The following is a 24,538-nucleotide window of genomic DNA, read 5'->3' as shown; positions in this document are numbered from 1 at the left end:
TTTTATTCTATATCCGGTTAATGAAAACATCATCTATGGCAGTACAAATTTTTCTTTAATCCAATAATATTGATAGCCATAATACAGGTTATCCACTTCGTGCGTCAGCACCGGGTTTACCCAAAACTCTTTTTCCTTTTCATCAGTACCCAGCTTATTAAACAGCGCAAAACTGCAATATGGTGGGCACATTTCATCCAATAAACTTACTGCAACCAGCACCGGGCATTTTACCTTGGGCGCAAACATAATAGGGTCGTAATAATCCCAGGTGGCAAACAGCTTTTTCTCAGTAAAACTTTTGTTGCGGCGCATATAATCGGTAAACATCCAAATGGGCGATTGCTTATAAGGATACAGCTTTGGCCCGATACGAATGGCATCGCGCAGATCGCTATACAAAGGCAATTCGCTGGTTACAGCCCGTACCCGTGGGTCAAGCCCGGCCAGCATTATAGCTAAACCTGCCCCCTGGCTACCGCCGTCTACATTCACCCGCTCCAAATCGAAACCGAACTTAGAGGCATTGGCATAAATAAAATCCAGGCCGCGTATGCAGTCCATATATACGCCACGATAAATGTATTTATCCCGATTTTCTATATTCCACAGGTTAAACTCGCCTGTGTAACTTACGGCATCTTTGCTGTTGCCACTACCCCGAACATTGATATTAAAAACCGCAAAATCATCGTCCTCCAGTGTGGGTTTCATGGCTACTATATAGCCGCCCAAACGGTATTTTACCGGTATTTTTTTAGGGCGACGCTTGGTAGGTACAGTTAACCAGCCGCGTATCACCGCATCGCCATAAGAGTGCATCTCTACCAGGTACACGTTCTTTTCGGGGGTAGATTGCTTTTTATCCAGTGTGGTTATATACTGAGGTTCAATGGTATCCAGACCGGCTTTGGTATCAGCCCAAAACTTATCAAAATCTTTAGGCTTGTTGCGGCTCACCTCAATTTCGGTTGGGTCAACGCCGAATACCCGCTTAATAGTATCGTCATACATAGACAGGTTGAAGCGGAAAGTTATCTGGTAAAAGCCGGCATTTTGCGGAGGCAATTTTACATGCAGTTTGGTGCTGCCCTTTTTGCCCAAGTGCACGTCCATAGCGCTTTCGGCTACTTTGGTACCAAAAGTGGTAGTTACCAGCATGTTCAGGCGACCGTCCTGGCGCACCTTATAAGTACTTTTCAGGTCGATGTTAAACTTAATATCATCCAGACCTGTAAATATGGCTTTTTTAGGATCGGCCTCTATCTTGATGTTGACATCACCTTCTTCGTCACCTTCAGTGTCTGCTTCTTCCTGTTTAGGCGTGGGCGTAGCTTTTTCGTTTTGCTGCCTGGTAGGCGGCGTTACCGGTGCTTTGTTTACAGGGGTGGTTACCCGCTGAGCCGTAGCTTGGTTTAAGGCCAATGCACATATCAGCATGGTAGTAAACAAACTCAACTTATATTTCATATCTATAATTCTCGTGCAAATTTAATCTTTATACGGCTTAATCTTTAACGGGTTTGGGCTGATGCTTGATCAGGAAATCTGATTTACGAATGTAGTGGTTTAATGGTTCTTCTATCAACTTAAACAGCAGGACAGATACGCCATTCAAAATGATGAATGCATATAGCAAATTCAATGCATCGTACTGAAAGGGTGAAATCCAGTCTACCCCCCATTTGTCGTAAAGTTCAAATACTTTATCATTCCATACCTCGAACCAGTTATGTAAGGTGAGATACATAAATCCTAAATGAATGAGGTAAAATATGTAAGAACTTTTGCCCAATAACTCGATAAAAGGATGAGCCAGCACTCTTTTCAATACTGTTTGCTCTGTAATTAATCCGTAAAAGAAAAGCGTAATACTGACCGCCAGCAGGTAATTATTAGTTATTAGTCCCCAGGGATTATGCACACCAAAAAACCAGCCCTTCGGTACCGGCAAAACAGACATGATCCAGGCACAACCAAAAATCAGCAGCAGGCCGGTATAAGTGAAGTTGAACTTACTGCTACGCTCCATGCCCTGGCGTTTGAGGATAAGTGCCAATTGGATACCCGCAAAGAACTCAAAGCAACGGCCTAAAAATGTATACAGCATCATGAACGTAAAGTTGCCAAAGAAACCATACCAGTTGACGTTGCGAAAGATGAGTACCAGCAAAAAGCCAATCCCGGTGATCAACAGTGGCTGAATGTAAAACTTTTTGTACCGCTGTGCAACCAGGAAGATGATGGGCGCTGAAAAATAAAAACATTCCTCCACCGTGAGCGACCAGCCTTGCGAGATACCGGTAAACTTAAAATCATTGAAAAAACCCCGCACGAAGGTAATGTTCATCAACAGTAATATAAACGGGTGATTGTAGCCTGCTGTTACTTCAACCATGGGCTTAAAGTAATTGGCTGCAAACGCAGCTAACGTAAGCAAAAAGTACATGGGGTAAATGCGTGCCACCCGGTTTTTGAGGTACTGCTTAAACCAGTTGCGGGTAAGATGAAAATTATCCCAATACCGGAATGCGATTAAAAAGCCCGACAAGACAAAAAAGATAGTTACTCCGATATGAAACTCCTGGAAAAAGCGCTGTACAGCATGAGGAAAGTTTTCATCAAATACATACTCATAATGGGAAATAAAAACCAGGTAGGCGGCCAGGGCCCGTACACCGGTTAACGCAGGAATATAGTTTTGTACAGCTTTTTGCAACAGGTAAGCGATTTATAAACGGCTCAAAATAATCAATTTTAACCGTTTGGTGCAAATGGAATACCACTTTGTGGATTGAGTGGTATTTTAACTTTTTGTTGATTGTTTATAGGTGTTTCACGAGGACAGGGTTGGTTGCGTATGAAAGCAAGTGGATGTTACTTTCTTTTTTCCGCAAAAAGAAAGTAACCAAAGAAAAACTCGTGGCTACGTCTTTTTCTTTGAGGCGTGCAGTAAGTGGGCGGCCGGTATTGGTGGCCGAAAAAGCCAAGGCCACAGGTTGAGGGTATGAATGTGTAGTGATGATAGTTGTCTGAATTAGAATTTGCAGAATTTAGGAACGGACAGAACGCCTTACACCACCGCGTCATTGCGAGGTACGAAGCAATCTCTATGCATCCTGTTTGAGTCAGGCGTCGAAAGATTGCTTCGTTCCTCGCAATGTCGTGTTGGTGATATGTGTGGTACTGGTTATTTCTTGATTCTCATCCTCCACGTCAGCCCCTCTGCTTTGTACGAAAAGCAGGCAAGGCCTCGTGCGGCAAAAAAGCCTAAGCGGGCTGTACTTGCATTTATTCACTATCGCTCATGAGACCGCTACGCTAAGTTTTTGGTTCTTTTGTATCAAGACAAAAGAACAATAACGAACATAACAGCACACGCCTAACAAGGCAGATAGAGCAGCACAAAAAACTACAAAGCTGAACCTTGTATCACACCCCTATCCAAAATCGCTTTATCAATGTAATACTGAATTTCTGATTTTTTGAGTTGCCAGTTGGGAGCAATGAGCAATTCGCGGTCCGACAGGCCGAAGAGGCGTTGGATGACTACATCGGGGCGAACGCGGGGTAAAAGTTCGCATAAAAAGTCGGTGTACTCAGGCAGACTGAATAATTTGAACGGCTCGCGTTTGTATTTAACGCCCATTACCGAACCTTCTACAATATGCAGGTGATGAAATTTCACAAACTTGATATGCTCGTGCCGGTTAATCTCGTCAGCATAAGCTAGCATCATGTCATGACTCTCCCAGGGGAAACCGAAAATGGTATGCACGCAAACATCCAACTTGCTGTTTTTGGTGAGATCAAGCGCTTTCAGCAACTCCTCGTGGGTACAGCCGCGGTTTATTTGGGCCAGTGTATCGTTGTAAATAGACTCCATACCCATTTCAAGGTCTACGTCAAAGCGATCGGTATAGCTTTCCAGCAGGGCAATTTTTTCAGCATCAATACAATCGGGGCGGGTACCAACCGAGAGGCCTACAATGTTTTCAGGTTCAATGCTCAGTGCCTCGTCATACATCATTTTTAAATAATGCGCCGGCGCATAAGTATTGGTATTGGGCTGAAAATAGATAATGAATTTATCGGCTTTATTTCCTTTACGGGCCCGCTCCATACCCTGGATGACCTGTTCGCGCAGCGAGGGTGCCTGGCGGGATACTGAAGGTGTAAAAGAGTCAACATTGCAATAAGTACAGCCGCCATAACCTTTAGAGCCATCGCGGTTAGGACAGGTGAAGCCGCCGTCAACAATTACTTTGAACACACGCTGCCCCTTGTATTTATTGCGCAGCCATGCCCCGTAATTGTTATACCCTTTAAACCCCTGCTCTGTTGGTGCTACTGTAACCTGCATACTATAGGCAAAGATACAACTTTGCCGTCAGAGTGTTAAACAGCGATAAATCAGGCCGGAGATAATGACATTTAAGCGAGACTTAATTGGATTGTTAAGTCAGGTTACGGTCGCGGAACCACACTTCATCTACCACAGGTTTAAAGTGCTCCATCAGGTTCACCAGTTCAACGGCATCAGCAGAAGTAAGCACCAGCTGGCGATTGGCAGGTTTTAAAAAGCGCTGCTCCACCATTACATCCATCTGTTTTAGTAAAAAGTCGTAAAAGCCATTTACATTAAGCACACCTATTGGCTTTTGGTGCAGGCCCAGTTGCAGCCAGGTAAGCACCTCAAAAAATTCTTCAAGCGTACCAAAACCGCCGGGCAGCATAATAATGGCATCACTTAAGTCACTCATTAATTGCTTGCGCTGGTGCATATTTTCAACAATATGCATTTGGGTAATGCCGGTATGCCCTACTTCTTTATCCATCAAAAACTGCGGAATAACGCCAATTACTTCTCCGCCGCGTTGCAGCACAGCATCGGCCATCAGGCCCATTACGCCCACTTTGCCACCACCATATACCAAAGTAATCTGATGGCTAACCATAACCTCAGCCAGTTGCTCAATAGCTTGCTTTAAAACCGGGTCGCCGTTATAATTGGCCCCGCAGAATATGCAGATAGATTTCATGTTCTTTGGTTGATTAGGTTGATTAGGTTGATTAGGTTGATTAGGTTGATTAGGTTGATTAGGTTGATTAGGTTGATTAGGTTGATTAGGTTGATTAGGTTGATTAGGTTGCAGCAGTTCAACAATGTTATTGTTTTGCATATAAGCAACTACTCACTTAATCAACCCAATCAATTAAAAACTATCTTGTATAATTTGGAGCTTCTTTGGTAATGGTAATATCGTGCGGGTGCGACTCGCGGATACCGGCAGTGGTGATGCGCACAAATTTGGCTTGTTGCAGGGCTTCAATATTCTTAGCGCCGCAATAACCCATACTGGCTTTTAAACCACCCACAAACTGATATACCACTTCGGCCAGGGTACCTTTATAAGGCACGCGCCCCACAATACCTTCGGGCACCAGCTTTTTGATATCATCCTCTACATCCTGAAAGTAGCGATCTTTAGAACCTGATTCCATCGCCTCGATAGAACCCATACCACGGTAAGATTTAAACCGGCGGCCTTCATAAATAATAGTTTCGCCTGGTGATTCTTCTACCCCTGCAAACAACGAGCCCGCCATAATGGAACTGGCGCCTGCGGCAATGGCCTTGGCAATATCACCTGTGTGTTTAATGCCACCATCAGCAATTACCGGCACACCTGTACCTTGCAGGGCCTTGGCACATTCATACACTGCATATAACTGCGGTACGCCTACCCCGGCAATAATGCGGGTGGTACAAATGGAGCCTGGACCAATACCTACTTTAACGGCATCAGCACCTGCCTCGGCCAAGGCTCTGGCTGCATCGCCGGTGGCAATGTTGCCGGCAATTACCTGCAAGTCGGGGTATTTAGCCTTTACGGCTTTCAACTGGTTAATTACACCTTTAGAATGCCCGTGAGCAGTATCAATAGCAATTACATCTACGCCGGCTTTTACCAAAGCATCTACACGATCCATGGTATCATGAGTTACGCCCACAGCAGCGCCCACCCGTAAGCGGCCAAACTCGTCTTTACAGGCAATCGGGTAATTTTTAAACTTTTGGATGTCTTTAAAGGTAATTAACCCACACAAGCAGCCTTCAGCATCTACCACCGGCAGCTTTTCTATTTTATGGTTTTGCAAAATTTCCTCAGCCTGAGGCAAGGTAGTGCCCTGCGGAGCGGTAATCAGGTTAGTACTGGTCATCACCTCACGCACCGGCTTGTCCATCTGTTTTTGGAAGCGCAAGTCGCGGTTGGTGACAATACCTTTCAAAATATGATCACCATCAATCACCGGAATACCGCCGATTCTGAATTCGCGCATAATTTTAAACGCATCGGCCACGGTAGAATCTTCATGCAGGGTTACCGGGTCTTGTATCATGCCGCTTTCCGAGCGTTTCACCTTACGCACTTCATCGGCCTGGGCCTGTATGCTCATGTTTTTGTGCAGCATGCCTAAACCGCCGGCCTGTGCAATGGCAATAGCCAATTGTGCCTCAGTTACGGTATCCATCGCGGCAGAAACTATAGGAACGTTCAGCTGAATTTTTTTGGTCAAAAATGAGCGGGTATCAACTTCGCGCGGTAAAACTTCGGAGTAAGCCGGAATGAGTAACACGTCATCATACGTTAAACCTTCGGCAACAAATTTAGAGGAGTCGAGCTGCATGGCAAATAATTTTGTGGGTTATTATTTGCCGGGCAAAGATAGTGTTTTTTGTGAGAGGAAGCAAGGATGGTTGTCTTATAAGGATTTTTGATATAGAAATGACGCTGGGTGATACTTGTTATTGGTATTCCATGAGGACAGGGTTGGTTGAGTATGAAAGTCAGTGGATGTTCTTTTTCTTTTTCCGCAAAAGAAAAAGAACCAAAAAGAAAACTCGTGGCTGCGTCTTTTTCTTTGAGGTGTGAAGTGGGTAGGCAACTGTAGTGGTAGCCGAAAAAGCCAAGGCCACAGGTTGAGGGTATTGATGTGCAGTGATGGCAGTTGTCTGAATCAAAATTTGTAAAGTTTAAGAATGAGCAGAATGCGTTGTGGCACTTTATTATCCCCCACGTCATTGCGAGGAACGAAGCAATCTCTATGCATTTAACCTCTTCAAGCGTATAAAGATTGCTTCGTTCCCTTTAATGACGTGAGGGTATGTGCGTACGCTGCTTGTTCTTTCTCAATCCCTGTTTCTTGATTCTTGGCTCTTGGTTCTTGACTCTTAATTCTCTTCCTCCTCTGTCAGCCCCTCAGCTTTGGGTGAAAGGCGGGCAGCACAGGGTGGCCCCGAGCATAAGGGAAGGCCTTTTAGTGTTTGCACTGGCAACGGGCAAAGCACAGCCTGCTCATACGCAAACACTAAACAGCCTGTGGTGCTGCCTGTCTTTGCAGGGCAGGCCTCGTGTGGCAAAAAAGCCTAAGCGGGCTGTACTTGATTTTGTTGTTCTTTTGTATCAAGACAAAAGAACAACAACGAAAAGTATAGCAGCACAACAATTACCCCTTAAAAAAAGAAAAAGAAGAATGCCCGTACTTTCGCTGCTCGGCAAAAGCCGGGTGGTTGCTTAAATTTTGCATGGATTGATGCTCAACAATCAGTAAACCATCAGGCTTTAGCAAACCTTTTTCAAATACGATTTTGGGAATATCAGGAATGCGGCTAAGGTCATAAGGCGGGTCGGCAAATATCAGGTCATATGGCTCAGTTTCCATTTCGAGGTATTTGAATACATCCGCCTTGAAAGTTTTTATTTGCGGCAAGTTATGCTGCCTGGCTGTATCCTTTATATAATTCACACAATGTATGCTGCGGTCAACCGCGATGACCTGTTCGGCACCGCGCGAGGCAAATTCAAGTGCCAGGTTACCGGTACCGCTAAACAAATCGAGCACGGTAATACCATAAAGTTCTACCTGGTTTTGCAGAATATTGAACAGGGCCTCTTTAGCTAAATCGGTTGTGGGCCTTACCGGTAAATTTTTAGGCGGGTTTAGCCGCAGCCCCTTTAAGCTTCCACCAATGATGCGCATAAGCTCAGGGCGCTCAGCGCCAGTATTTGGTGAGATGGTACTTGTTCAGAAATTTCAATCACTTTCAACGGGTTCAGTTCGGCCCCTTTAAAAAACTCGGCCAGGCGGCTCATATAAGGCCCGCCCACCCGCACGTTGCCACTGGCTTTAATATAGGTGGCGGTTAAATCCAGTTTTAATTGCTGCGCGGCCAGTAGCACATAATATACAGCTTCATCTACTGTGACAAACTCAAAACTATTGCAAAATTTTACTTTGTTTTCGCTTACAAAAAGTATATCAATCTGCTGGTTATTAACGTTAATATAGATACACTGTTCTGAAGAATGATGATCCATGATGGCTTTCACCCAGCACTTCATACCGAATTGAGATTGCTGTGTTAAATTAAGCTGGCTTAATGCCTTAACCACAGGCTCGTTAGCTACAAATAGTACTTGATTTTGTAAATCAAAACTATCAGAAAACACCGTATCGGTAGCGCTGACATTTAAAAAACGGGCAATATCTGCAGCCTGGCTTTCTGTATAAACTTCTTTGGGCCACAGCGTAAATTTTGAGCTTGATATACCTGTAATTACCTGTTGATAGTTTGCCTGAAATAAGCTTTTGAGTTCCTGCGGATGGAGCAACTCATCCAGCGGACAGTCATCTACCCAGGCAGTGAGTTTGCAGGCCTGTACCACTGCCGCCGAAAAGTGGCTGGATGTAGCCAATAATAGCAGCATAGCATTACCGGCCTGCTGCAGGTTAAAATCAGGGTCGAGATAGTTATACAAAGTATTGCTCATATCAATGAACAAAAGTAAGGTTTTAAAATTTACTCTAAATATATAGCATTCTTTCTATTTTGCCGCATGCCAGCTACCGAAACTATAAGCAAAGCCTTTAAGCACCAGCCTACCGCCCAGCAAACCGAGCTTTTTGAAAAGCTGCACCAGTTTTTATACACCAACAATGGTTACGAGTGCTTTGTACTCAAAGGCTATGCTGGTACCGGTAAAACCACTGTGCTGAGCGCCCTGGTAAAAGCTTTGCGCTCATACAATTTAAAATCGGTATTGCTGGCCCCCACCGGCCGGGCAGCCAAGGTAATTACCAGTTACTCGGGCCGTAAGGCATTTACCATACACAAGCGCATCTATCGTAAAAAATCGGCTCTTAACATTGATGAGTCTTTTTTACTGGCTGCCAATAATGCCGAAAATACATTATTTATTGTGGATGAGGCCTCGATGATTACCGATGAATTGAGCGGCAATAACAACGAGACGCTGTTAAAAGACCTGATTGATTACGTATACAACTTCAAAAACTGTAAACTGATGATGGTGGGCGATACCGCACAATTACCGCCGGTAGGCTCAGAGTACAGCCCGGCGCTGGATGAGGAGGTGTTGCGAGAGCAGTTCGGATTGGATATTCATGCCTATGAACTTACTGATGTTTTACGCCAGCAACGCGATTCAGGCATCTTGCACAACGTAACCGAAATACGTAACATCATCCGCCAGGAAAAACCTCAGCTACCCAAAATTATAACCAATGGCTATAAAGACGTATTCCGCATGAGCGGCGACCGCCTGGAGGAAGGGCTGAATTACGCCTACCGCAAATACGGAAACGAAAGTACGCTGGTCATCTGCCGCTCTAACAAAAACGCCAACTTGTATAACCGCCAGATACGTAACCGTATTTTATTCAGAGAAGAAGAGCTCACCGGCGGCGACCAGATTATGGTGGTGCGCAACAACTATTTCTGGCTACAGGAGCGCGAGGATGACAGCACCGGTTTTATTGCCAACGGCGATATTGCCCGCATCAAAAAAGTGCGCCGCACCGAAGAAATTTACGGCTTCCGGTTTGCCGATGTACAGATTGAGTTTATTGATTACAGCGAAGACCCGGTGCTGGAATGCAAAGTACTGCTGGATTCACTTTATGCCGACTCGCCTGCCCTGCCCCCTACCGAGCAAAAACGCTTTTACCTGGAGGTGATGAAAGATTATGAGCACATACCCAGCCGCCGCGACCGTCTGAAAGAGCTAAAGCTTAATCCTTATTACAATGCGCTGCAAATTAAATTTGCCTATGCCATTACCTGCCACAAAGCCCAGGGCGGCCAATGGCCGGCTGTATTTGTAGATCAAGGCTACGTAACCGACGAGATGGTGAACACCGACTTTTTACGCTGGTTTTATACCGCCTGCACCCGGGCCACGCAGGAATTATTTTTGGTGAATTTTAATGATCAGTTTTATGCTCCGCAGGTTACTGAAGGGGGAGCGGAGTAGCAGCATTAATGAATATATGAACTGCGCCATTTTCATAGAATCTACCTTACTTCTTCTGTTATTTATAGTATTGAAGTTGCAATTTAAGCTTAACACAAATGAATTTTAAGGTATTATGGTTGTCTATTTTTGCTTTCTGCTCTGGCTTTTATGCCACGGCTCAACCTGTAAATTATAAAATATACGCTCTGCGCTTTGCACGTTCAGGCTACCCGTTTACTGCGGCTGATTGGGCAGCGGGAGCTTCAGCTAAGGAGCGGCTGGACATAACTTTCTCAATCTGGTTGATTAAAGGTCAAAATAAAACAATTTTAGTTGACGCTGGCTTTGAGCGTGATGCAGATGACGCAAAAGATTTTCAGCTTACATCATACATTCGTCCCGACTCTGCCTTGCAGCGCATGGGCATTAGTGCCGCTGAGGTGACCGATGTTATGATTACACATCCGCATTGGGACCACATAGATGGGATAGATCTTTTTCCGAAAGCTCATTTTTGGATGCAGCAGGAAGACTACAATTACTTTGTTGGCCGGGCCTGGCAGCAACCCAAAGATGCAGGTGGATTTGCCGTACGCGATGTGAGGAAACTTGTCGAACTTAATCTGGCCGGAAGACTAACATTAATTACCGGCGATAACAAACAAATTTTACCCGGCATCTTTGTGTATACCGGCTCCAGGCATACCTACAATTCGCAATATGTACTGGTAAAAGCAGCAAGCCATCCAACCCTGTTGGCTTCTGATAATATCTGGATTTATGCCAACCTGGAGCACCTGCTTCCACCCGTTAAAGGCGGCACCTTTGACCCTGCAGCTTATGTACGCGCCATGAAGCGGATGAAAACTATGGTCTTCTCATCCAAATACATCATACCCGGCCATGACGGAAAGGTGTTTCAGCGATTTCCTGCCATAAAAGAAGGAATTGTTGAAATCAAATAATGGCATTGTTTATTAGCGTTTAATTAACGTAATTGCCTGCGTTCACTTTAGTCATTAATCACATGCAATCCTCCTATTGGCCCCTTATCGAAAAAACTTACCACGGTTTTAATACCCGAAACATTGACCTGGTGTTTACCGCCATGGCGCCTGATGTACACTGGCCCAAGGCGTTTGAAGGGGGATATGTAATCGGGCAAGATGAGGTACGAAAGTATTGGACCCGCCAGTGGAGCGAAATTAACCCGCATGTAGAACCACAATCCATCACCGAGCGGCCCGACGGCAGATTTGAGGTGGCAGTTCATCAGCTGGTGAAGAATTTAGATGGTGAAGTGCTGTTTGATGGTATGGTGAAGCATATTTATACTTTTAAAGAGGGGCTGATTGCAGGTATGGATGTGGAGGCAGATTAACAAAGTCCACTTCCTGTCAACAATATCTTTTCGCTTTTGAAACTGCGGCTTTAAACAGGCTTTTGTCAATACCAGAACTACAGGCAAAACTCTCTTTTCCTTTATCAGCTAAACCCTGCGCTATTTTTTGTTGGAAACACACGCTTTGTGTAAATATTACAGTATACTTGTATTATGCAGTACTACTGCAAACCAACTGTACACTAACCAATTATATCTAATCAACACCTGATGAAGAAACATTTTACTTTATCGCTGCTTTGCTGCGGTGCGGCATGGCTGAGCTTATCCGTACCGGCAATGGCACAAACCAAAACGCCGTTCACCACCGACCAGAAGATTACATCTATTATCAAAAAACTCACCCTTCAGGAAAAAATAGCCATGCTACATGCCAACGGCTTATTTACCTCTGCGGGCGTGAAGCGCCTGGGTATACCCGACCTGGTGAGCGATGACGGTCCGCTGGGTGTACGTGAAGACGTAAAGCCGGGCTGGGGTTCGGCTAACCTGACTACCGACTCGGCCACTTTCTTCCCCAACGGCTCGGCACTGGCCGCTACCTGGAACCCCGAACTGGCTTACCGTTTCGGCAAAGCCATGGGCGAAGAAGCACGTGCACGTAATAAGCATATTATGCTGGCGCCGGCTTTCAATATTATTCGTACACCTTTAGGCGGGCGCACCTATGAATATTATTCCGAAGATCCGTTTCTGAATGCAAAGCTGGCCGTACAAGCCGTGCAGGGTATACAAAGCCAGCACGTGGCCGCCTGTGTAAAACACTATGCCGTAAACAACCAGGAAGTGGAACGCGGCCGTGTGAATGTAGAAGTGAATGAACGTGCACTGCGCGAAATCTATCTGCCGGCCTTCAAAGCTTCTATTACCGAAGGTAACGCCTGGACCATCATGTCGGCTTATAATAAGCTGAGGGGTGCGTACTGTGCAGAAAATGATTACCTCCTCAACCAGATTCTGAAAGGCGAATGGAAATTCAAAGGCATTGTGATCAGCGATTGGGGTGGCACGCATAGCACCGTAAACTCTGCCAAGTATGGCCTGGATCTGGAAATGGGCTCCAGGTTGCCCTACTCCAGCTATTACTTTGCCGACTCCTTATTGGCTGCGGTAAAAGCCGGCAAAGTGAGCGAAAGAATTATTGACGATAAAGTGCGCCGCATTTTATGGGTGATGTACCAAACCTCGTTAAGTGCCAATGCCCCGGCCGGAAAATTGAACACGCCTGAACACAGCAAGGCAGTTTACGATATTGCTGCCGAATCTATTGTATTGTTAAAAAATGACAAACACCTGCTGCCATTAAGCACCAGTAACTTTAAAAGTATTGCCGTTATTGGTGATAACGCCACCCACACTTTCCATTTGGGCGGCTTTGGTGCAGGCGTAAAAGCACGGTACGAGGTAACGGCACTGGCCGGGCTGCAAAACCGGCTGGCGGGCAAAGCTGCCCTTAATTTTGCACAGGGCTATTCCGGCGTTTACAAGGCTGGTTTTGCCAGCACCAATCCCGACACACATGGCCCGGATACCGCTATGATTGCCCAGGCCGTTGCTACCGCCAAAAAATCAGATATGGCGATACTGTTTGTAGGCGGCAACCGCGATTATGAAAGCGAAGGCCGCGACCGTAAAGACCTCTCCCTTCCTTTCGGCGAGCAGGAATTGGTGGACGCGGTAACTGCGGCAAATGCCAATACCATAGTGGTAGTGGTAGGTGGTGCGCCTTATGATATCGCTAAAATTAAAAGCAACAACCACACTATTGTATGGTCGTGGTATAACGGCTCAGAGAATGGTAATGCCCTGGCCGATGTACTGTTGGGTAAAATCAACCCGTCGGGTAAACTGCCATTTACCTTCCCGGCTTCACTGGGCGATTCACCGGCACACGCCTTGGGCGCTTATCCCGGCAGTAACCTGCAGGTAGATTATAAAGAAGGCATATTGGTGGGCTACCGCTGGTTTGATACCAAAAAAATCGACCCGATGTACTGCTTTGGTTATGGTTTATCTTATACCGACTTTAAATACGCCGATTTGCATACCAACAAAAAAGCGTACCGCCCTGCTGATCATATTATGGCTACTGTACGGGTAAAAAATACAGGTAAATATACCGGCAAAGAAACCGTACAGCTGTACATCCGCAAAGAAGGTTCAAGCGTGGAACGTGCGGACAAGGAACTAAAAGCCTTCAAAAAGGTAAGCATTACCCCCGGCGAAACTGCTGATGTTAGCCTCAATATACCGGTTAAAGACTTGGCCTATTATAACGTGCAGGCCAAGAAGTGGGTGGTAGAGCCGGGCAAATACAAACTGCTGGCCGGCACTTCATCACGCGATATTAAAGAGACTGCTACCATTACAGTTAATTAAAGCTAACGAAACAGGATTTATACACTTGATAAAAATAAAAACGGCTCTTTGAATTTAAAGAGCCGTTTTTATTTTTTTAGTGATGACATGGCCTATTGTCTCAACATCAGTATAAACCTGCACGCTTAAGCAAAAAAATCTTTTATCTAATTATCTGTATACACCAACACAAGCAGAAATATTATAGAACTGCTAATTCAATACCCAATGACCAATCATTACGAATTGATACTACGACCAACCATTGCTGCCGATTTGGAGCATCTTTTTCTTTTTCAGCTCGACCCCGAAGCGAACTATTTGGCCGCCTTCACTCCGAAGGATGAGTTGGACAAGGCAGCTTATATTCAAAAGCATTTACCTTTTTTAAGTAATCCCAGTATTAACAATCAAACCATCCTTATTAATGGTATCATAGCCGGAAGCATAGCCAAGTTTGAAATAGACGGCGAGGCTGAAATTACTTATTGGATTGACAGCGCATTATGGGGAAAAGGTGTAGCTACAGCAGCACTTCAACAATTCCTGAGTATTGAACACATGAGGCCGATTTCCGCACGCGTTGCTTTTGATAATTTGGGTTCGCAACGCGTTTTAGAAAAAGCGGGTTTCATTAAGGTAAGTACAGATAAAGGCTTTGCCAACGCCAGGCAGGCAGAAATAGAAGAGTTTATTTATAAATTGGATTAAAAAATCAGATTCCAGGCTTAAAACATGAAACCTGATAATGCCTCTTATCTCGCCTCACTAAATAAAATCAAAAACTAAAGCTTTGTGCATTACGCTGACGTATGGCTTCTTCTGTTTTAGGAACCAGCACATCCAGGTTATACATTACTACATCGGCTTGTACCTGTTCAATAAAAGGCCTAAAGCTTTGATTGTATTCCTGGAACGCCAGTTCGAAATTATCGGGGTGCTTAAAAAAAGCATCGGCCAATGCACCCGCACCATCTATGGCAATAGAACCTCCCCTGCCTGCAGCCGGCGACGGGCAATAAGCGGCATCCCCCACCAATGCTACCCGGCCTTTCGTCCATGAAGGCATCCTGACATGGCATAATTTATCAAAGTAGAAAGTGTCTGACTGCTGTACTTCCTTCAACAGTTCTGCTGTGCGCCAGCCAGCATCTTTAAATGCATAAGTAATAATACCTCGCTGCTGCGCTTCATCGCGGTAATTGTAATCAATTGCCTGCTCTGATGAAAAGGCAAGGGCGATGTCTGTTTTTCCGTTATAAGCGTTCAGCATTACCGTTTTTCCCGGCTCGCTATACATTTGGTTGGTAAATTCGGGGATCAGTAATTTATGAATGATGCTGATGGAAAAGTAAACACCCAGGGGATGCACAAACGCATTCTCTTCACCAAAGCATAGCTTTCTAACCGTTGAGTGAACGCCATCACAACCAAAAACCAGGTCATAATGCTGTGGCTGACCTTTTTTAAAGCTAACTGCAACATGATCGTTAGTCTCATTGAGTTGCGTGATACTGTTACCGAATACAAATTCCACGTCATCTTTAATGGTATTGTATAAAATATCCAGTAGTGTGTCCCGCTCAATTTCGTATTCAGGTTCGTCCTGATTCCGCTCTTGCAGCAGCGTTGCCATTTCTGTAACATCGTCGGCATTTTTGAATTCCATTTTTTGCATCACCAACTGGTTTGCCTCAATTTGCTCAAATAAGCCCATACGCTTTACCACATCAATGGTATGGCCGATAATGTTTACCGGCGTTCCGCCTTTTTTAATACCCGGAGCAACCTCTATAATAGTTACCTTATAGCCTAATTTATTCATCCAGTAAGCAGTACACAACCCTGCAAAGCTTGCCCCTGATACTAATACTCTTTTTTGATTGACTGTTTCCATTTGAACATGTATTTAACACTGCAAAGAAACAGCCCTTAAATGCAAAAAAATAGACCGAAACAGGGTAAGGCTTGGACTAACCGAGGTTTTTAAGACGAAATGCCACAGGCGACATACCCGCAACTTTGGTAAACAATCTGGAGAAATATGCATAATCATCATACCCTAAAGCCAACGCAATCTCTTTGAGCGACTGGTTGGAATGATGGATTAAGCGCTTTGCCTCTAATATAACCCGTTGTTGAATATGCCAGGTTACCGATTGCCCGGTTGTGCTTTTTACACACTCGTTTAAATAAGAAGTTGATAAATGGAGTTGTTCAGCATAATCTGCCGGACGTTTGAGCCGGGTGAAATGCAATGCCAACGCCTGCCTGAAAGCCTTGGTAACATATTCGGCCCTGAGCGTTTTATCGGTGCTTTGCAGTTGTTCAAGATAGATGGTAATAATGATCCCGACCCATCCGTTGCAATAATCTTTAAGCAATGATTGATACAGCGTATCCTTTTCACGCTCCTTATATCTGATACAAAGTGATGCAGCTTGTTTAAGCATTTCAAAGTTTTCCGGACTTATAGCGACGGGCATTGCAGGTGTAATCTCTTCCAGCAGTTTTAAATATTCAGGATTCAGGTACTCATTATCCATAGCCAGAGCACTAACGATCACATGGGCAAACCCTATAATTCGGTGCACCTGGTCGGGGTGCATATAAATAATGGATGGAGCTTTAATCTGATATTGTTGAAAATCAATTTCTATATGAACACTGCCCTGCTCGAGCAGGAAAAACGTATGGCAGTCGTGCCGCTCAGGCTGTTCCCATTCGCCAAGTTCAGGCAGGTTATCAAAAGCAATCCGTTCAACAGAAATACCTGCACCGGAATCATCTCCAAAACTATTTACGGGAATAGCGCCGTTTTTATGCATAAAATTTTTCTATTGGAGAATATGGCTTTGTCAATAACAGATGTTTATTACAACCCAACCTAATTGAAAACTATCCCATCACTCCTGATATATCTTTTATGACTACAGGTTCTCGTTGCTACTTTCGCCTGTGCCGGGCGTTATCACTATAACATTTTACATTTCACCACTTGGAAAGCGGTGTAGTAAGACACTTGGACATAAGTATAAAAGTTGTAATAACTGCTCACCAAATACATTTCCTTTGTAGATTGTTAATATAAGTTAAAAGAATAAATACTTCGTTTAAAACTTATAATTTGTAGCCATGAATCCACCTTCAATCAATACGCAAAACTTAATAAAGCGATACTCTGATTGAATTTAATCATGAACGATGAAAATCCTGTTTACCCTATCACTATTAGCAGTTTCGTTAACCCTATTTGCACAGGTCCATATCTCAGGAACTGTTAAAAATTATAAAGATTCGGCATTTTACATTAACGAAACCGGGGGCTTCCATAATTTTACTCGAGTATGGCGCGACAACAGAGTGAAGGTGAGTATTGATAAAAAACACAACTTCAATGTGTCAGTTCCTGAACAAGCCATTGGTTCATGGTACGTTTCAACAGAAAACAATAATCAAATATTCGATTTGGTAAAAGGAGAAAGCTTAAACTTAATCATTGACTTCTCCCGACAAAACATAGTTCATGCCATTGGTAGAAATGCAGGTGATTTTAATTTTTCTGCCTTTTTAAGCGACAGCATAACTAAATATAAAGCTCAAAACAACCTCTCACAAAAATTTAGGGATAAAAATTTAGATAGTGTTTTATATTATAGAAAACGGCTCTCCTCCTACAAAGCCGGACTACTAAATAAGTATAGACACACACACATCATGTCTGATACTTATTATCGTTGGCTTCGTGCTCAATATTTATACGAACCATATGAGAGGACCTTAGTAGAGAATGTGACTAACAAAGACTCTTTAGATAAGAACACCATATCAAAATTCTTGGAGAACGGTGTAAGTGATGATTACGCCGCTTTAAATACAAGTGAGTATAATGATCTTGTTGATTTTTATATTAATTCAAAAATCAAATCAAAAGCAGCTAAATTAACATTAGGAGATCATTTTAATTATGTAGCAAATAGCAACGTTTTATCAGGGAGTACGAAGGATGTCTATCTTTCCAGATTTATGGCATGGCTAATTAAACAACCTGATAGTGTATATAATCCTATTTTCGAGAAATACAACCGCATTGTTCATCGTAAAGAATTAAAACAATCAGTAATCAGCAGACGATATGATTATCAAACTCCGAAGGTAGCACCTGCTTTTGTTGCTAATACAAGCAAATTAAACTCGATAACCAATATATTTAAAAAATATAAAGGAAGCATTATTTACATTGATTTCTGGGCAAGTTGGTGCATTCCATGTCGAGCTGAAATGCCAAATTCGGAAAGCCTGAAGGAAAAACTAAAAGGAAAAAAAGTTGTGTTTCTATATTTTGGATATAATGACAAAGAAAGAGCATGGTTAAAAGCACGAAATCAATTAGATATACAGGGTGAGCACTATCTGTTAAGCGATAATATGATAAAAGAAGCCAATGAGCTTTTCGGAATTAACGGCATACCCCATTATGCAATTATTGACAAAGAGGGGAATATCATTAATAAAAATGCAAAAAGGCCAAGAGATATGTACCAGGAATTATTAACATTAAGTTCTAATTAAAATAGTCGGACGACTTGATTGCTGCTTACGGCCGGTGTAAACATCATGTTACCTATCAGCAAGGCAATTTTAAATCGTTTAAGCAATCACATTGGATCTAAATATATCAGGCTGAAAGCATTTTTACCCCACTACCTCCGGTATGTGTATCCTGAAGGTAGACCCTCTTTGCTCCTCGCTTTGCACTTCAATGGTGCCGCGGTGGCGCTCTACAATCTGGCGGGCAATGCTGAGGCCCAGACCAGTGGATTGCTCGCCGCGAACGCCCTGCCGCCCGGCTTTTGAAAAGCGCTCAAAAATATGCGGCAAAATATCTTTGGGGATACCTAGGCCATAATCGCGCACTTCAATTATCACCTTGCCTTTTGCCTGGCTCAACACTACATCCACTGTATCGTTATCCTTCGAAAATTTTATGGCATTACTGATCAGGTTATCCACCACCCGGTGAAATTTTTCGGGATTGATTTCGGCAAATATAGGAGTATTGGTACCCTTAAACACCACCCGGTTCCGTATATCCTGGTTTTTCCAGTCGGCTACAATATGCTCCAGCAATTGGTTTACATCAAGCCGGTTGGTAATAATTACGTTGCTGTTATCATTGCGTGCCACCTCCAATAAATCTTCAATAATGGTGCGCGCCTTTACGCAGGATGCTTTAATCATATTCACATTGTCCTGCATATCATCATCAAGGTCGCCCAGCTCCGCAATCATCGCAATGGATTCGATGGCGCCAATGGGGTTTCGTAAATCATGCGCTACCATGCCCAGCACATCATTTTTAAAAGCGCTGGCCTTTTCAATCTCTATGTTTTTCTCCTGTATCTGCACCAGTTGTATATAATGGCCGGATTTGTAGGAGAACACATACCTCGATATAAAATAAAACCCGGTAAGGATAATAAGCGAAACCAGTTGGTTGTAAACTACCTCAGTAGGGTCCGTTTTGAAAACAAAAAGCAGTACAGTAAATAATACGCCGGTAGCTATCGTAAGCATCAGGCTGTCCTCAAACTCAAATACGCATAATACGCTTATGGTAATCAGTGCAATTAAATAAAGGGTAAGGGTATTATGCGGATTGTACATGGCAATAAAAGTAGCCATCATACCGCTCAAAATAATGTACAGGCTAAAAGCCATAATCAGTATGTGGGCGCCTGCGGGTATTTTTTGTGTTTTTTTAATTAGGTGATGATAACGTAACCCGGCGAAGTAAAACAGCGGCGTTATGGCAATGTAAACCCAATTGGTAATATTATATTCAGGATAATTAGCTGCCCGCAGTATATCTTCAGGGAAAAGGGTGCAGATGACACGCAGGGCAAAATTGAGAACAAAGAATACTAAACTGCCGGTTTTGATGGCCTGCAGGTTCTGCCTGGTGTAATAAAGCCTGAAACCGGACCGGTAAACGGACGGTATTTTCTTAAAGAAGTATGTGGTCAAGGCCGTATGGGTAACAGTTATTTAATACTTCAAAACTAAGCATAAATAACCATTAATTACATAAGCATACCGCTGAATACCAAGCTTTAAATATCAGGCAAAAAAAGCATCTGATATTTAACCGGTGTATTTAATAATAATTAATTACCGGCTTCTTTGGCAGTAAATAAATAAGCAATAATGCAAAATATCAATACAAAGAATGAAACGATACTTAACAAAGTCTTTTTCATAGATATATGTTTTTTCAATAGATAGTGTACGGTATATACGTTCTGTTATTGCGGATTGTTTTCGTAACATTTTTGTTCAGGACAAAAAGTCGGGTAAAACAAATTTTACCTGTCAATATTTCTTATTTCATAGGGAAATGCATTGTGGCAAATGATTTGAATAAGATGAGATATGAATTTTAACAACTTCACCATAAAAGCACAGGAAGCCATACAAAAGGCTTCGGAGATTACAACCGGTAATCAGCAGCAAGCCATTGAAACGGCACATTTGCTGAAGGGCTTGTTACTGGCTGATGAAAATGTAGTCAACTACTTGTTGCAAAAATTAAGCGTAAACGTAAACCGCCTCAACCAGCAGTTGGATGAGCAGATTGCCGGCTTCCCTAAGGTGAGCGGCAGCAATGTTTACCTGAGCAGCAATACCAATACCGCCCTGCAAAAAGCACAGGGCTTTGTAAAAGATTTTAAAGACGAGTTTGTATCCGTTGAGCATATCCTGCTGGGCCTGCTGGCCGTAAATGATAAAACCAGCAGTTTGCTCAAGGATTATGGCGTAACCGAAAAAGACCTGAAAAAGGCCATTACCGATTTACGCGGCAACAACAAGGTAACCGACCAAAATGCCGAGGCTACTTACAATGCCCTCAATAAATACGCCCGCAATTTGAACGATTATGCCGAATCAGGTAAACTTGACCCGGTGATTGGCCGCGATGAGGAGATCCGCCGCGTGATGCAGATTCTCTCCCGCCGTACCAAGAATAACCCGGTACTGGTAGGCGAACCCGGCGTAGGTAAAACGGCCATTGCCGAAGGTATTGCCATCCGCATTATTAAAGGTGATGCACCTGAGAACCTGAAAAATAAAACTCTGTACTCACTGGATATGGGTGCGCTAGTGGCCGGAGCTAAATACAAAGGCGAGTTTGAAGAACGCCTGAAAGCCGTAGTAAACGAGGTGATTAAAAGCGATGGTGAGATTATCCTTTTTATTGATGAGATTCATACCCTCGTAGGTGCTGGCGGTGGCGAAGGCGCGATGGATGCGGCCAATATTTTAAAACCTGCCCTGGCCCGCGGAGAACTGCGTGCTATAGGTGCCACTACCCTGAACGAGTATCAAAAGTACATTGAAAAAGATAAAGCCCTGGAGCGCCGCTTTCAGCGTGTGATGGTGGAAGAGCCGGATGCTACCGATGCCATCAGCATTTTGCGGGGTTTGAAAGAGCGTTACGAAACGCACCACAAGGTGCACATTAAGGACGAGGCCATTATTGCCTCGGTAGAAATGTCGCAACGGTATATTTCTGACCGCTTTTTGCCGGATAAAGCCATTGACCTGATGGATGAGGCCGCTTCTAAACTGCGTTTGGAAATGGACTCGGTGCCTGAAGCGGTAGATGAACTCGAACGCCGCATTATGCAACTGGAAATTGAGCGTGAAGCCATTAAGCGTGAAAACAACGACAAAAAGGTAACCGACCTGAGCGAGGAGATTGCCAACCTATCCGCCCAGCGCGATTCACTGCGGGCCAAGTGGCAAAGTGAAAAAGATTTGGTAGATGGCATTAATACCAAGGTAGAAGCCATTGAGAACTATAAGTTAGAAGCCGAGCAGGCCGAACGTGCAGGTGATTACGGCAAGGTAGCCGAGATCCGTTACGGTCGCATCCGCGAAGCGCAGGAAGAGGTAGATAAACTGAAGGCCGCCTTGTTGGAAAATCAGGCCGACAGCCGCATGCTGAAGGAAGAAGTTACTGCCGATGACATTGCAGGCGTGGTAAGCCGCTGGACCGGCATCCCCGTGAGCAAGATGATACAGAGCGAGCGCGAAAAGCTGCTGCACCTCGAAGCCGAACTGCACAAGCGCGTAGCCGGGCAGGAAGAGGCCATTGAAGCCATCAGCGATGCCATACGCCGCAGCCGTGCCGGCTTGCAGGATAAACGCCGCCCGATTGGGTCCTTCATCTTTTTGGGAACCACCGGTGTAGGTAAAACCGAGCTGGCCAAGGCGCTGGCCGAGTTTCTGTTCAATGATGAACAGGCCCTGGTACGTATTGACATGAGCGAGTACCAGGAGCGCCACGCGGTATCGCGCCTGATTGGTGCGCCTCCGGGCTATGTGGGTTATGATGAAGGCGGACAACTCACTGAGGCCGTGCGCCGCAAACCCTACAGCGTAGTATTGTTGGATGAGATTGAGAAGGCACACCCCGATGTGTTCAACATCCTGCTTCAGGTGCTGGATGATGGCCGCCTGACCGATAACAAGGGCCGTGTGGTAAACTTTAAGAACACCATCATCATCATGACATCCAACATTGGTTCCAATATCATCCAGGAGAACTTCCAGGGGTATAATGAGCTGGAGAAGGACGAGGTGATTGCCAAAACCAAGAACCAGCTGTTCGAGCTGCTGCGTCATACCATCAGGCCGGAGTTTTTGAACCGGATTGACGAGATCATTATGTTTACCCCGCTGGGCCGTAATGAGATACATGATATTGTGAAGCTGCAGTTTGCCCAGTTGCAGGATACCCTGAAAGAAATGGGTATCAAACTGGATGCTTCGGAAGAGGCTTTGGACTGGCTGGCACAGTTGGGGTACGACCCGCAGTTTGGCGCCCGTCCGCTCAAAAGGGTAATTCAGAAGAAGATTTTGAACGAACTGTCGAAGCAGATACTGGCCGGTAAGGTGGATAAAGACAGCACCATCCGTTTGGATGTGTTTGACAACCAGTTTGTGTTTTTGAACCCGCAGGAAGTGGAAAATGCCTGAGTGGGATAAAAGACGAATGGATTAAAGATAAAGGACGATGGACTTCAACAGTTCATCGTCCTTTTTTTATGGGTGCTGCGTAGGTGCTGCGTGCAGCGGGCGCAGCAGATGCAGCACACGCAGCACTGCGCAGCAGGCGCAGCACCCTGAAGCAGTACGCAGCAGGCGCAGCACCACGCAGCACCCGCAGCAGTGACACACCTGTGTCACCAAAAATATCAGGAAGAATACATAGCTTGCGGGCTCTTTCTCATTATTCCCCCAAACATTAAATTTCATGAAAATCAGATTTGCTGCGCCGCCCCCGGCTAACGAGGTGCTGGGCCGTTCGGCCGAAATTGAATTGATCCGCCAGCTTTCGCGCGAGGGTACCGAAAACACCCGGCTGCCTGCCGAGCTGTGGGTTGACCCCAAAACCGCTTTTATTGTGCGCCCCGCCACCCAGTGGATGGAGCTGGCCAAACGCGAACCTGCCTGCAAAGCCCTGTTCGGGCCGTTTTGGACGCAGGGCGAACTCAGTATTTTGTTTGCCGATACCAATATGGGCAAAAGCGTGCTGGCCGTACAAATAGCCAACAGTATTACCCTTAACCACCGCATTGGCACCTACACACCCGATATATCGCCAGAGCCGGTGCTGTATTTTGATTTCGAGCTGAGCACCGCCCAGTTTGGCCTTCGCTACCGGGAAGGCTGCGGCAGGCCCTACCCTTTTAGCCCCCTGCTGCAGCGCGTGGTGCAAAACCACGATTGCGTGGGCGCACACCGTTTTAAAAACTATAATGAATTTATTGCTAACGGACTGGAAAACACGCTGATTACCTCCAAGGCCCGCATTGTAATTATTGATAACCTGAGCTGCCTGCGCAGCGGCACCGAGGGCACGGCCGGCGCGGTAGAACTAATGCAGCTGTTTCAAAAGCTAAAGGTGAAGTACAAGCTATCGGTATTGGTACTGGCGCATACGCCCAAGCGCAACCCGGCGCGGCCCATTAGCCGCGATGATTTGCAGGGCAGCAAAATGCTCATCAACTTTGCCGACAGCGCCTTTGCCATTGGCGAGAGCCATACCCAGCCCGACACCCGCTACCTGAAACAGGTAAAGCAGCGCAGCGGTGAGCAGGTGCACGGCGCTAACAATGTTTACTTATGCCAGCTGCGCCGCATGAACAACAGCCTGGAGTTTGACTTTGTGGGCCTGGCCCCCGAACACGAGCACCTGCTGCCCTACACCGAACAATACTGCCGCAACCAGGAACTGAAAATTATGGAGCTGCACGAACAAAAGCTGAGCCTGCGGCAAATTGCAGCCAAACTAAATATTGCGAACAGTACCGTGTTACGGACGTTAAAGCGGGTGGAAAGGCGGGCGGGTGAAGAAGGTTGAGTTGTTTTAATGTAGATGCAGTTTCAT

20 protein-coding genes are annotated in these 24,538 nt (G+C 44.9%); 10 read left to right on the top strand and 10 right to left on the bottom strand.

Going from position 1 to position 24,538, the window contains the following annotated elements; translation table 11 throughout:
* Window positions 1-33 precede the first annotated feature (33 nt).
* The gene (locus ACYVNW_RS01555) at window positions 34-1,470 is read right to left on the bottom strand and encodes an acetylxylan esterase (RefSeq protein WP_460678077.1); all 1,437 of its coding nucleotides are present in this window, start codon (window positions 1,468-1,470) and stop codon (window positions 34-36) included.
* A 37-nt stretch (window positions 1,471-1,507) separates the two neighbouring features.
* The gene (locus tag ACYVNW_RS01550) at window positions 1,508-2,719 is read right to left on the bottom strand and encodes an acyltransferase family protein (RefSeq protein ID WP_460678076.1); all 1,212 of its coding nucleotides are present in this window, start codon (window positions 2,717-2,719) and stop codon (window positions 1,508-1,510) included.
* A gap of 155 nt (window positions 2,720-2,874) precedes the next feature.
* On the opposite strand from ACYVNW_RS01550, the gene ACYVNW_RS01545 reads away from it, so the two are divergent.
* The gene (locus ACYVNW_RS01545; RefSeq protein ID WP_460678075.1) at window positions 2,875-3,003 is read left to right on the top strand and encodes a hypothetical protein; all 129 of its coding nucleotides are present in this window, start codon (window positions 2,875-2,877) and stop codon (window positions 3,001-3,003) included.
* A 409-nt stretch (window positions 3,004-3,412) separates the two neighbouring features.
* Here the strand turns inward: ACYVNW_RS01545 and mnmL are convergent, their stop codons facing one another.
* The 5 genes from mnmL to ACYVNW_RS01520 form a co-directional block, all read right to left on the bottom strand.
* On the bottom strand, window positions 3,413-4,363 hold the full coding sequence (mnmL, locus tag ACYVNW_RS01540) for a tRNA modification radical SAM protein MnmL/YtqA (RefSeq protein WP_460678074.1): 951 nt from the start codon (window positions 4,361-4,363) through the stop codon (window positions 3,413-3,415).
* 94 nt (window positions 4,364-4,457) lie between these two features.
* A complete protein-coding gene (locus ACYVNW_RS01535) occupies window positions 4,458-5,042 on the bottom strand; it encodes an LOG family protein (RefSeq protein ID WP_460678073.1) in 585 nt (194 codons plus the stop codon).
* 181 nt (window positions 5,043-5,223) lie between these two features.
* Window positions 5,224-6,693 (bottom strand): IMP dehydrogenase, encoded by a 1,470-nt coding sequence (guaB, locus tag ACYVNW_RS01530; RefSeq protein WP_460678072.1) that lies wholly within the window; start codon window positions 6,691-6,693, stop codon window positions 5,224-5,226.
* An 819-nt stretch (window positions 6,694-7,512) separates the two neighbouring features.
* Window positions 7,513-8,046, bottom strand: coding sequence for a 16S rRNA (guanine(966)-N(2))-methyltransferase RsmD (rsmD, locus tag ACYVNW_RS01525; RefSeq protein ID WP_460678071.1), 534 nt, complete (start codon window positions 8,044-8,046; stop codon window positions 7,513-7,515).
* Window positions 8,022-8,837 (bottom strand): DUF3822 family protein, encoded by an 816-nt coding sequence (locus ACYVNW_RS01520; RefSeq protein ID WP_460678070.1) that lies wholly within the window; start codon window positions 8,835-8,837, stop codon window positions 8,022-8,024. Before ACYVNW_RS01520 ends, rsmD begins: the two co-directional genes overlap by 25 nt.
* A gap of 66 nt (window positions 8,838-8,903) precedes the next feature.
* On the opposite strand from ACYVNW_RS01520, the gene ACYVNW_RS01515 reads away from it, so the two are divergent.
* The 5 genes from ACYVNW_RS01515 to ACYVNW_RS01495 all read left to right on the top strand — a co-directional run bounded on the left by ACYVNW_RS01515 (window position 8,904) and on the right by ACYVNW_RS01495 (window position 14,793).
* Window positions 8,904-10,340 (top strand): ATP-dependent DNA helicase, encoded by a 1,437-nt coding sequence (locus ACYVNW_RS01515; RefSeq protein WP_460678069.1) that lies wholly within the window; start codon window positions 8,904-8,906, stop codon window positions 10,338-10,340.
* A gap of 98 nt (window positions 10,341-10,438) precedes the next feature.
* A complete protein-coding gene (locus tag ACYVNW_RS01510) occupies window positions 10,439-11,287 on the top strand; it encodes an N-acyl homoserine lactonase family protein (protein ID WP_460678068.1) in 849 nt (282 codons plus the stop codon).
* A gap of 62 nt (window positions 11,288-11,349) precedes the next feature.
* Window positions 11,350-11,703: a nuclear transport factor 2 family protein gene (locus tag ACYVNW_RS01505; protein WP_460678067.1), complete on the top strand. Its 354-nt coding sequence runs from the start codon at window positions 11,350-11,352 to the stop codon at window positions 11,701-11,703.
* 231 nt (window positions 11,704-11,934) lie between these two features.
* On the top strand, window positions 11,935-14,103 hold the full coding sequence (locus ACYVNW_RS01500) for a glycoside hydrolase family 3 C-terminal domain-containing protein (protein WP_460678066.1): 2,169 nt from the start codon (window positions 11,935-11,937) through the stop codon (window positions 14,101-14,103).
* A 207-nt stretch (window positions 14,104-14,310) separates the two neighbouring features.
* The gene (locus ACYVNW_RS01495) at window positions 14,311-14,793 is read left to right on the top strand and encodes a GNAT family N-acetyltransferase (RefSeq protein ID WP_460678065.1); all 483 of its coding nucleotides are present in this window, start codon (window positions 14,311-14,313) and stop codon (window positions 14,791-14,793) included.
* Between the two features lie 67 nt (window positions 14,794-14,860).
* Here ACYVNW_RS01495 and ACYVNW_RS01490 read toward each other — a convergent pair whose 3' ends face one another.
* Entirely contained in the window at window positions 14,861-15,979 is a 1,119-nt protein-coding gene (locus ACYVNW_RS01490) for an FAD-dependent monooxygenase (protein WP_460678064.1), read from the bottom strand.
* Between the two features lie 76 nt (window positions 15,980-16,055).
* Complete coding sequence (locus ACYVNW_RS01485) at window positions 16,056-16,910, bottom strand: AraC family transcriptional regulator (protein WP_460678063.1); 855 nt, start codon at window positions 16,908-16,910, stop codon at window positions 16,056-16,058.
* A gap of 376 nt (window positions 16,911-17,286) precedes the next feature.
* Between ACYVNW_RS01485 and ACYVNW_RS01480 the strand changes: the two genes are divergently transcribed.
* Window positions 17,287-18,654: a TlpA family protein disulfide reductase gene (locus ACYVNW_RS01480; protein ID WP_460678062.1), complete on the top strand. Its 1,368-nt coding sequence runs from the start codon at window positions 17,287-17,289 to the stop codon at window positions 18,652-18,654.
* 123 nt (window positions 18,655-18,777) lie between these two features.
* On the opposite strand, the gene ACYVNW_RS01475 is transcribed toward ACYVNW_RS01480, so the two are convergent.
* Window positions 18,778-20,109, bottom strand: a complete 1,332-nt coding sequence (locus ACYVNW_RS01475; protein WP_460678061.1) for a sensor histidine kinase — start codon at window positions 20,107-20,109, stop codon at window positions 18,778-18,780.
* Window positions 20,110-20,514: 405 nt separating this feature from the next.
* Between ACYVNW_RS01475 and clpB the strand changes: the two genes are divergently transcribed.
* The 3 genes from clpB to ACYVNW_RS01460 all read left to right on the top strand — a co-directional run bounded on the left by clpB (window position 20,515) and on the right by ACYVNW_RS01460 (window position 24,511).
* Complete coding sequence (clpB, locus tag ACYVNW_RS01470) at window positions 20,515-23,124, top strand: ATP-dependent chaperone ClpB (protein ID WP_460678060.1); 2,610 nt, start codon at window positions 20,515-20,517, stop codon at window positions 23,122-23,124.
* 37 nt (window positions 23,125-23,161) lie between these two features.
* Entirely contained in the window at window positions 23,162-23,320 is a 159-nt protein-coding gene (locus ACYVNW_RS01465) for a hypothetical protein (RefSeq protein ID WP_460678059.1), read from the top strand.
* An 81-nt stretch (window positions 23,321-23,401) separates the two neighbouring features.
* Window positions 23,402-24,511 (top strand): AAA family ATPase, encoded by a 1,110-nt coding sequence (locus ACYVNW_RS01460; RefSeq protein ID WP_460678058.1) that lies wholly within the window; start codon window positions 23,402-23,404, stop codon window positions 24,509-24,511.
* The last annotated feature ends 27 nt before the right edge of the window (window positions 24,512-24,538 follow it).

The sequence above is a fragment of the Mucilaginibacter koreensis genome (genome assembly GCF_054783355.1).
Note: the sequence above shows the minus strand (reverse complement) of the source record. Positions and strands in the feature narration are given on the sequence as shown.

What these genes read in the sequence shown, in the direction of transcription:
- ACYVNW_RS01555 (WP_460678077.1), bottom strand. Translation starts at nt 1,470, where the DNA reads ATGAAATATAAGTTGAGTTTGTTTACTACCATGCTGATATGTGCATTG.
- ACYVNW_RS01545 (WP_460678075.1), top strand. Translation starts at nt 2,875, where the DNA reads ATGTTACTTTCTTTTTTCCGCAAAAAGAAAGTAACCAAAGAAAAACTC.
- mnmL (WP_460678074.1), bottom strand. Translation starts at nt 4,363, where the DNA reads ATGCAGGTTACAGTAGCACCAACAGAGCAGGGGTTTAAAGGGTATAAC.
- ACYVNW_RS01535 (WP_460678073.1), bottom strand. Translation starts at nt 5,042, where the DNA reads ATGAAATCTATCTGCATATTCTGCGGGGCCAATTATAACGGCGACCCG.
- guaB (WP_460678072.1), bottom strand. Translation starts at nt 6,693, where the DNA reads ATGCAGCTCGACTCCTCTAAATTTGTTGCCGAAGGTTTAACGTATGAT.
- rsmD (WP_460678071.1), bottom strand. Translation starts at nt 8,046, where the DNA reads ATGCGCATCATTGGTGGAAGCTTAAAGGGGCTGCGGCTAAACCCGCCT.
- ACYVNW_RS01520 (WP_460678070.1), bottom strand. Translation starts at nt 8,837, where the DNA reads ATGAGCAATACTTTGTATAACTATCTCGACCCTGATTTTAACCTGCAG.
- ACYVNW_RS01515 (WP_460678069.1), top strand. Translation starts at nt 8,904, where the DNA reads ATGCCAGCTACCGAAACTATAAGCAAAGCCTTTAAGCACCAGCCTACC.
- ACYVNW_RS01510 (WP_460678068.1), top strand. Translation starts at nt 10,439, where the DNA reads ATGAATTTTAAGGTATTATGGTTGTCTATTTTTGCTTTCTGCTCTGGC.
- ACYVNW_RS01505 (WP_460678067.1), top strand. Translation starts at nt 11,350, where the DNA reads ATGCAATCCTCCTATTGGCCCCTTATCGAAAAAACTTACCACGGTTTT.
- ACYVNW_RS01500 (WP_460678066.1), top strand. Translation starts at nt 11,935, where the DNA reads ATGAAGAAACATTTTACTTTATCGCTGCTTTGCTGCGGTGCGGCATGG.
- ACYVNW_RS01495 (WP_460678065.1), top strand. Translation starts at nt 14,311, where the DNA reads ATGACCAATCATTACGAATTGATACTACGACCAACCATTGCTGCCGAT.
- ACYVNW_RS01490 (WP_460678064.1), bottom strand. Translation starts at nt 15,979, where the DNA reads ATGGAAACAGTCAATCAAAAAAGAGTATTAGTATCAGGGGCAAGCTTT.
- ACYVNW_RS01485 (WP_460678063.1), bottom strand. Translation starts at nt 16,910, where the DNA reads ATGCATAAAAACGGCGCTATTCCCGTAAATAGTTTTGGAGATGATTCC.
- ACYVNW_RS01480 (WP_460678062.1), top strand. Translation starts at nt 17,287, where the DNA reads ATGAAAATCCTGTTTACCCTATCACTATTAGCAGTTTCGTTAACCCTA.
- clpB (WP_460678060.1), top strand. Translation starts at nt 20,515, where the DNA reads ATGAATTTTAACAACTTCACCATAAAAGCACAGGAAGCCATACAAAAG.
- ACYVNW_RS01465 (WP_460678059.1), top strand. Translation starts at nt 23,162, where the DNA reads ATGGACTTCAACAGTTCATCGTCCTTTTTTTATGGGTGCTGCGTAGGT.
- ACYVNW_RS01460 (WP_460678058.1), top strand. Translation starts at nt 23,402, where the DNA reads ATGAAAATCAGATTTGCTGCGCCGCCCCCGGCTAACGAGGTGCTGGGC.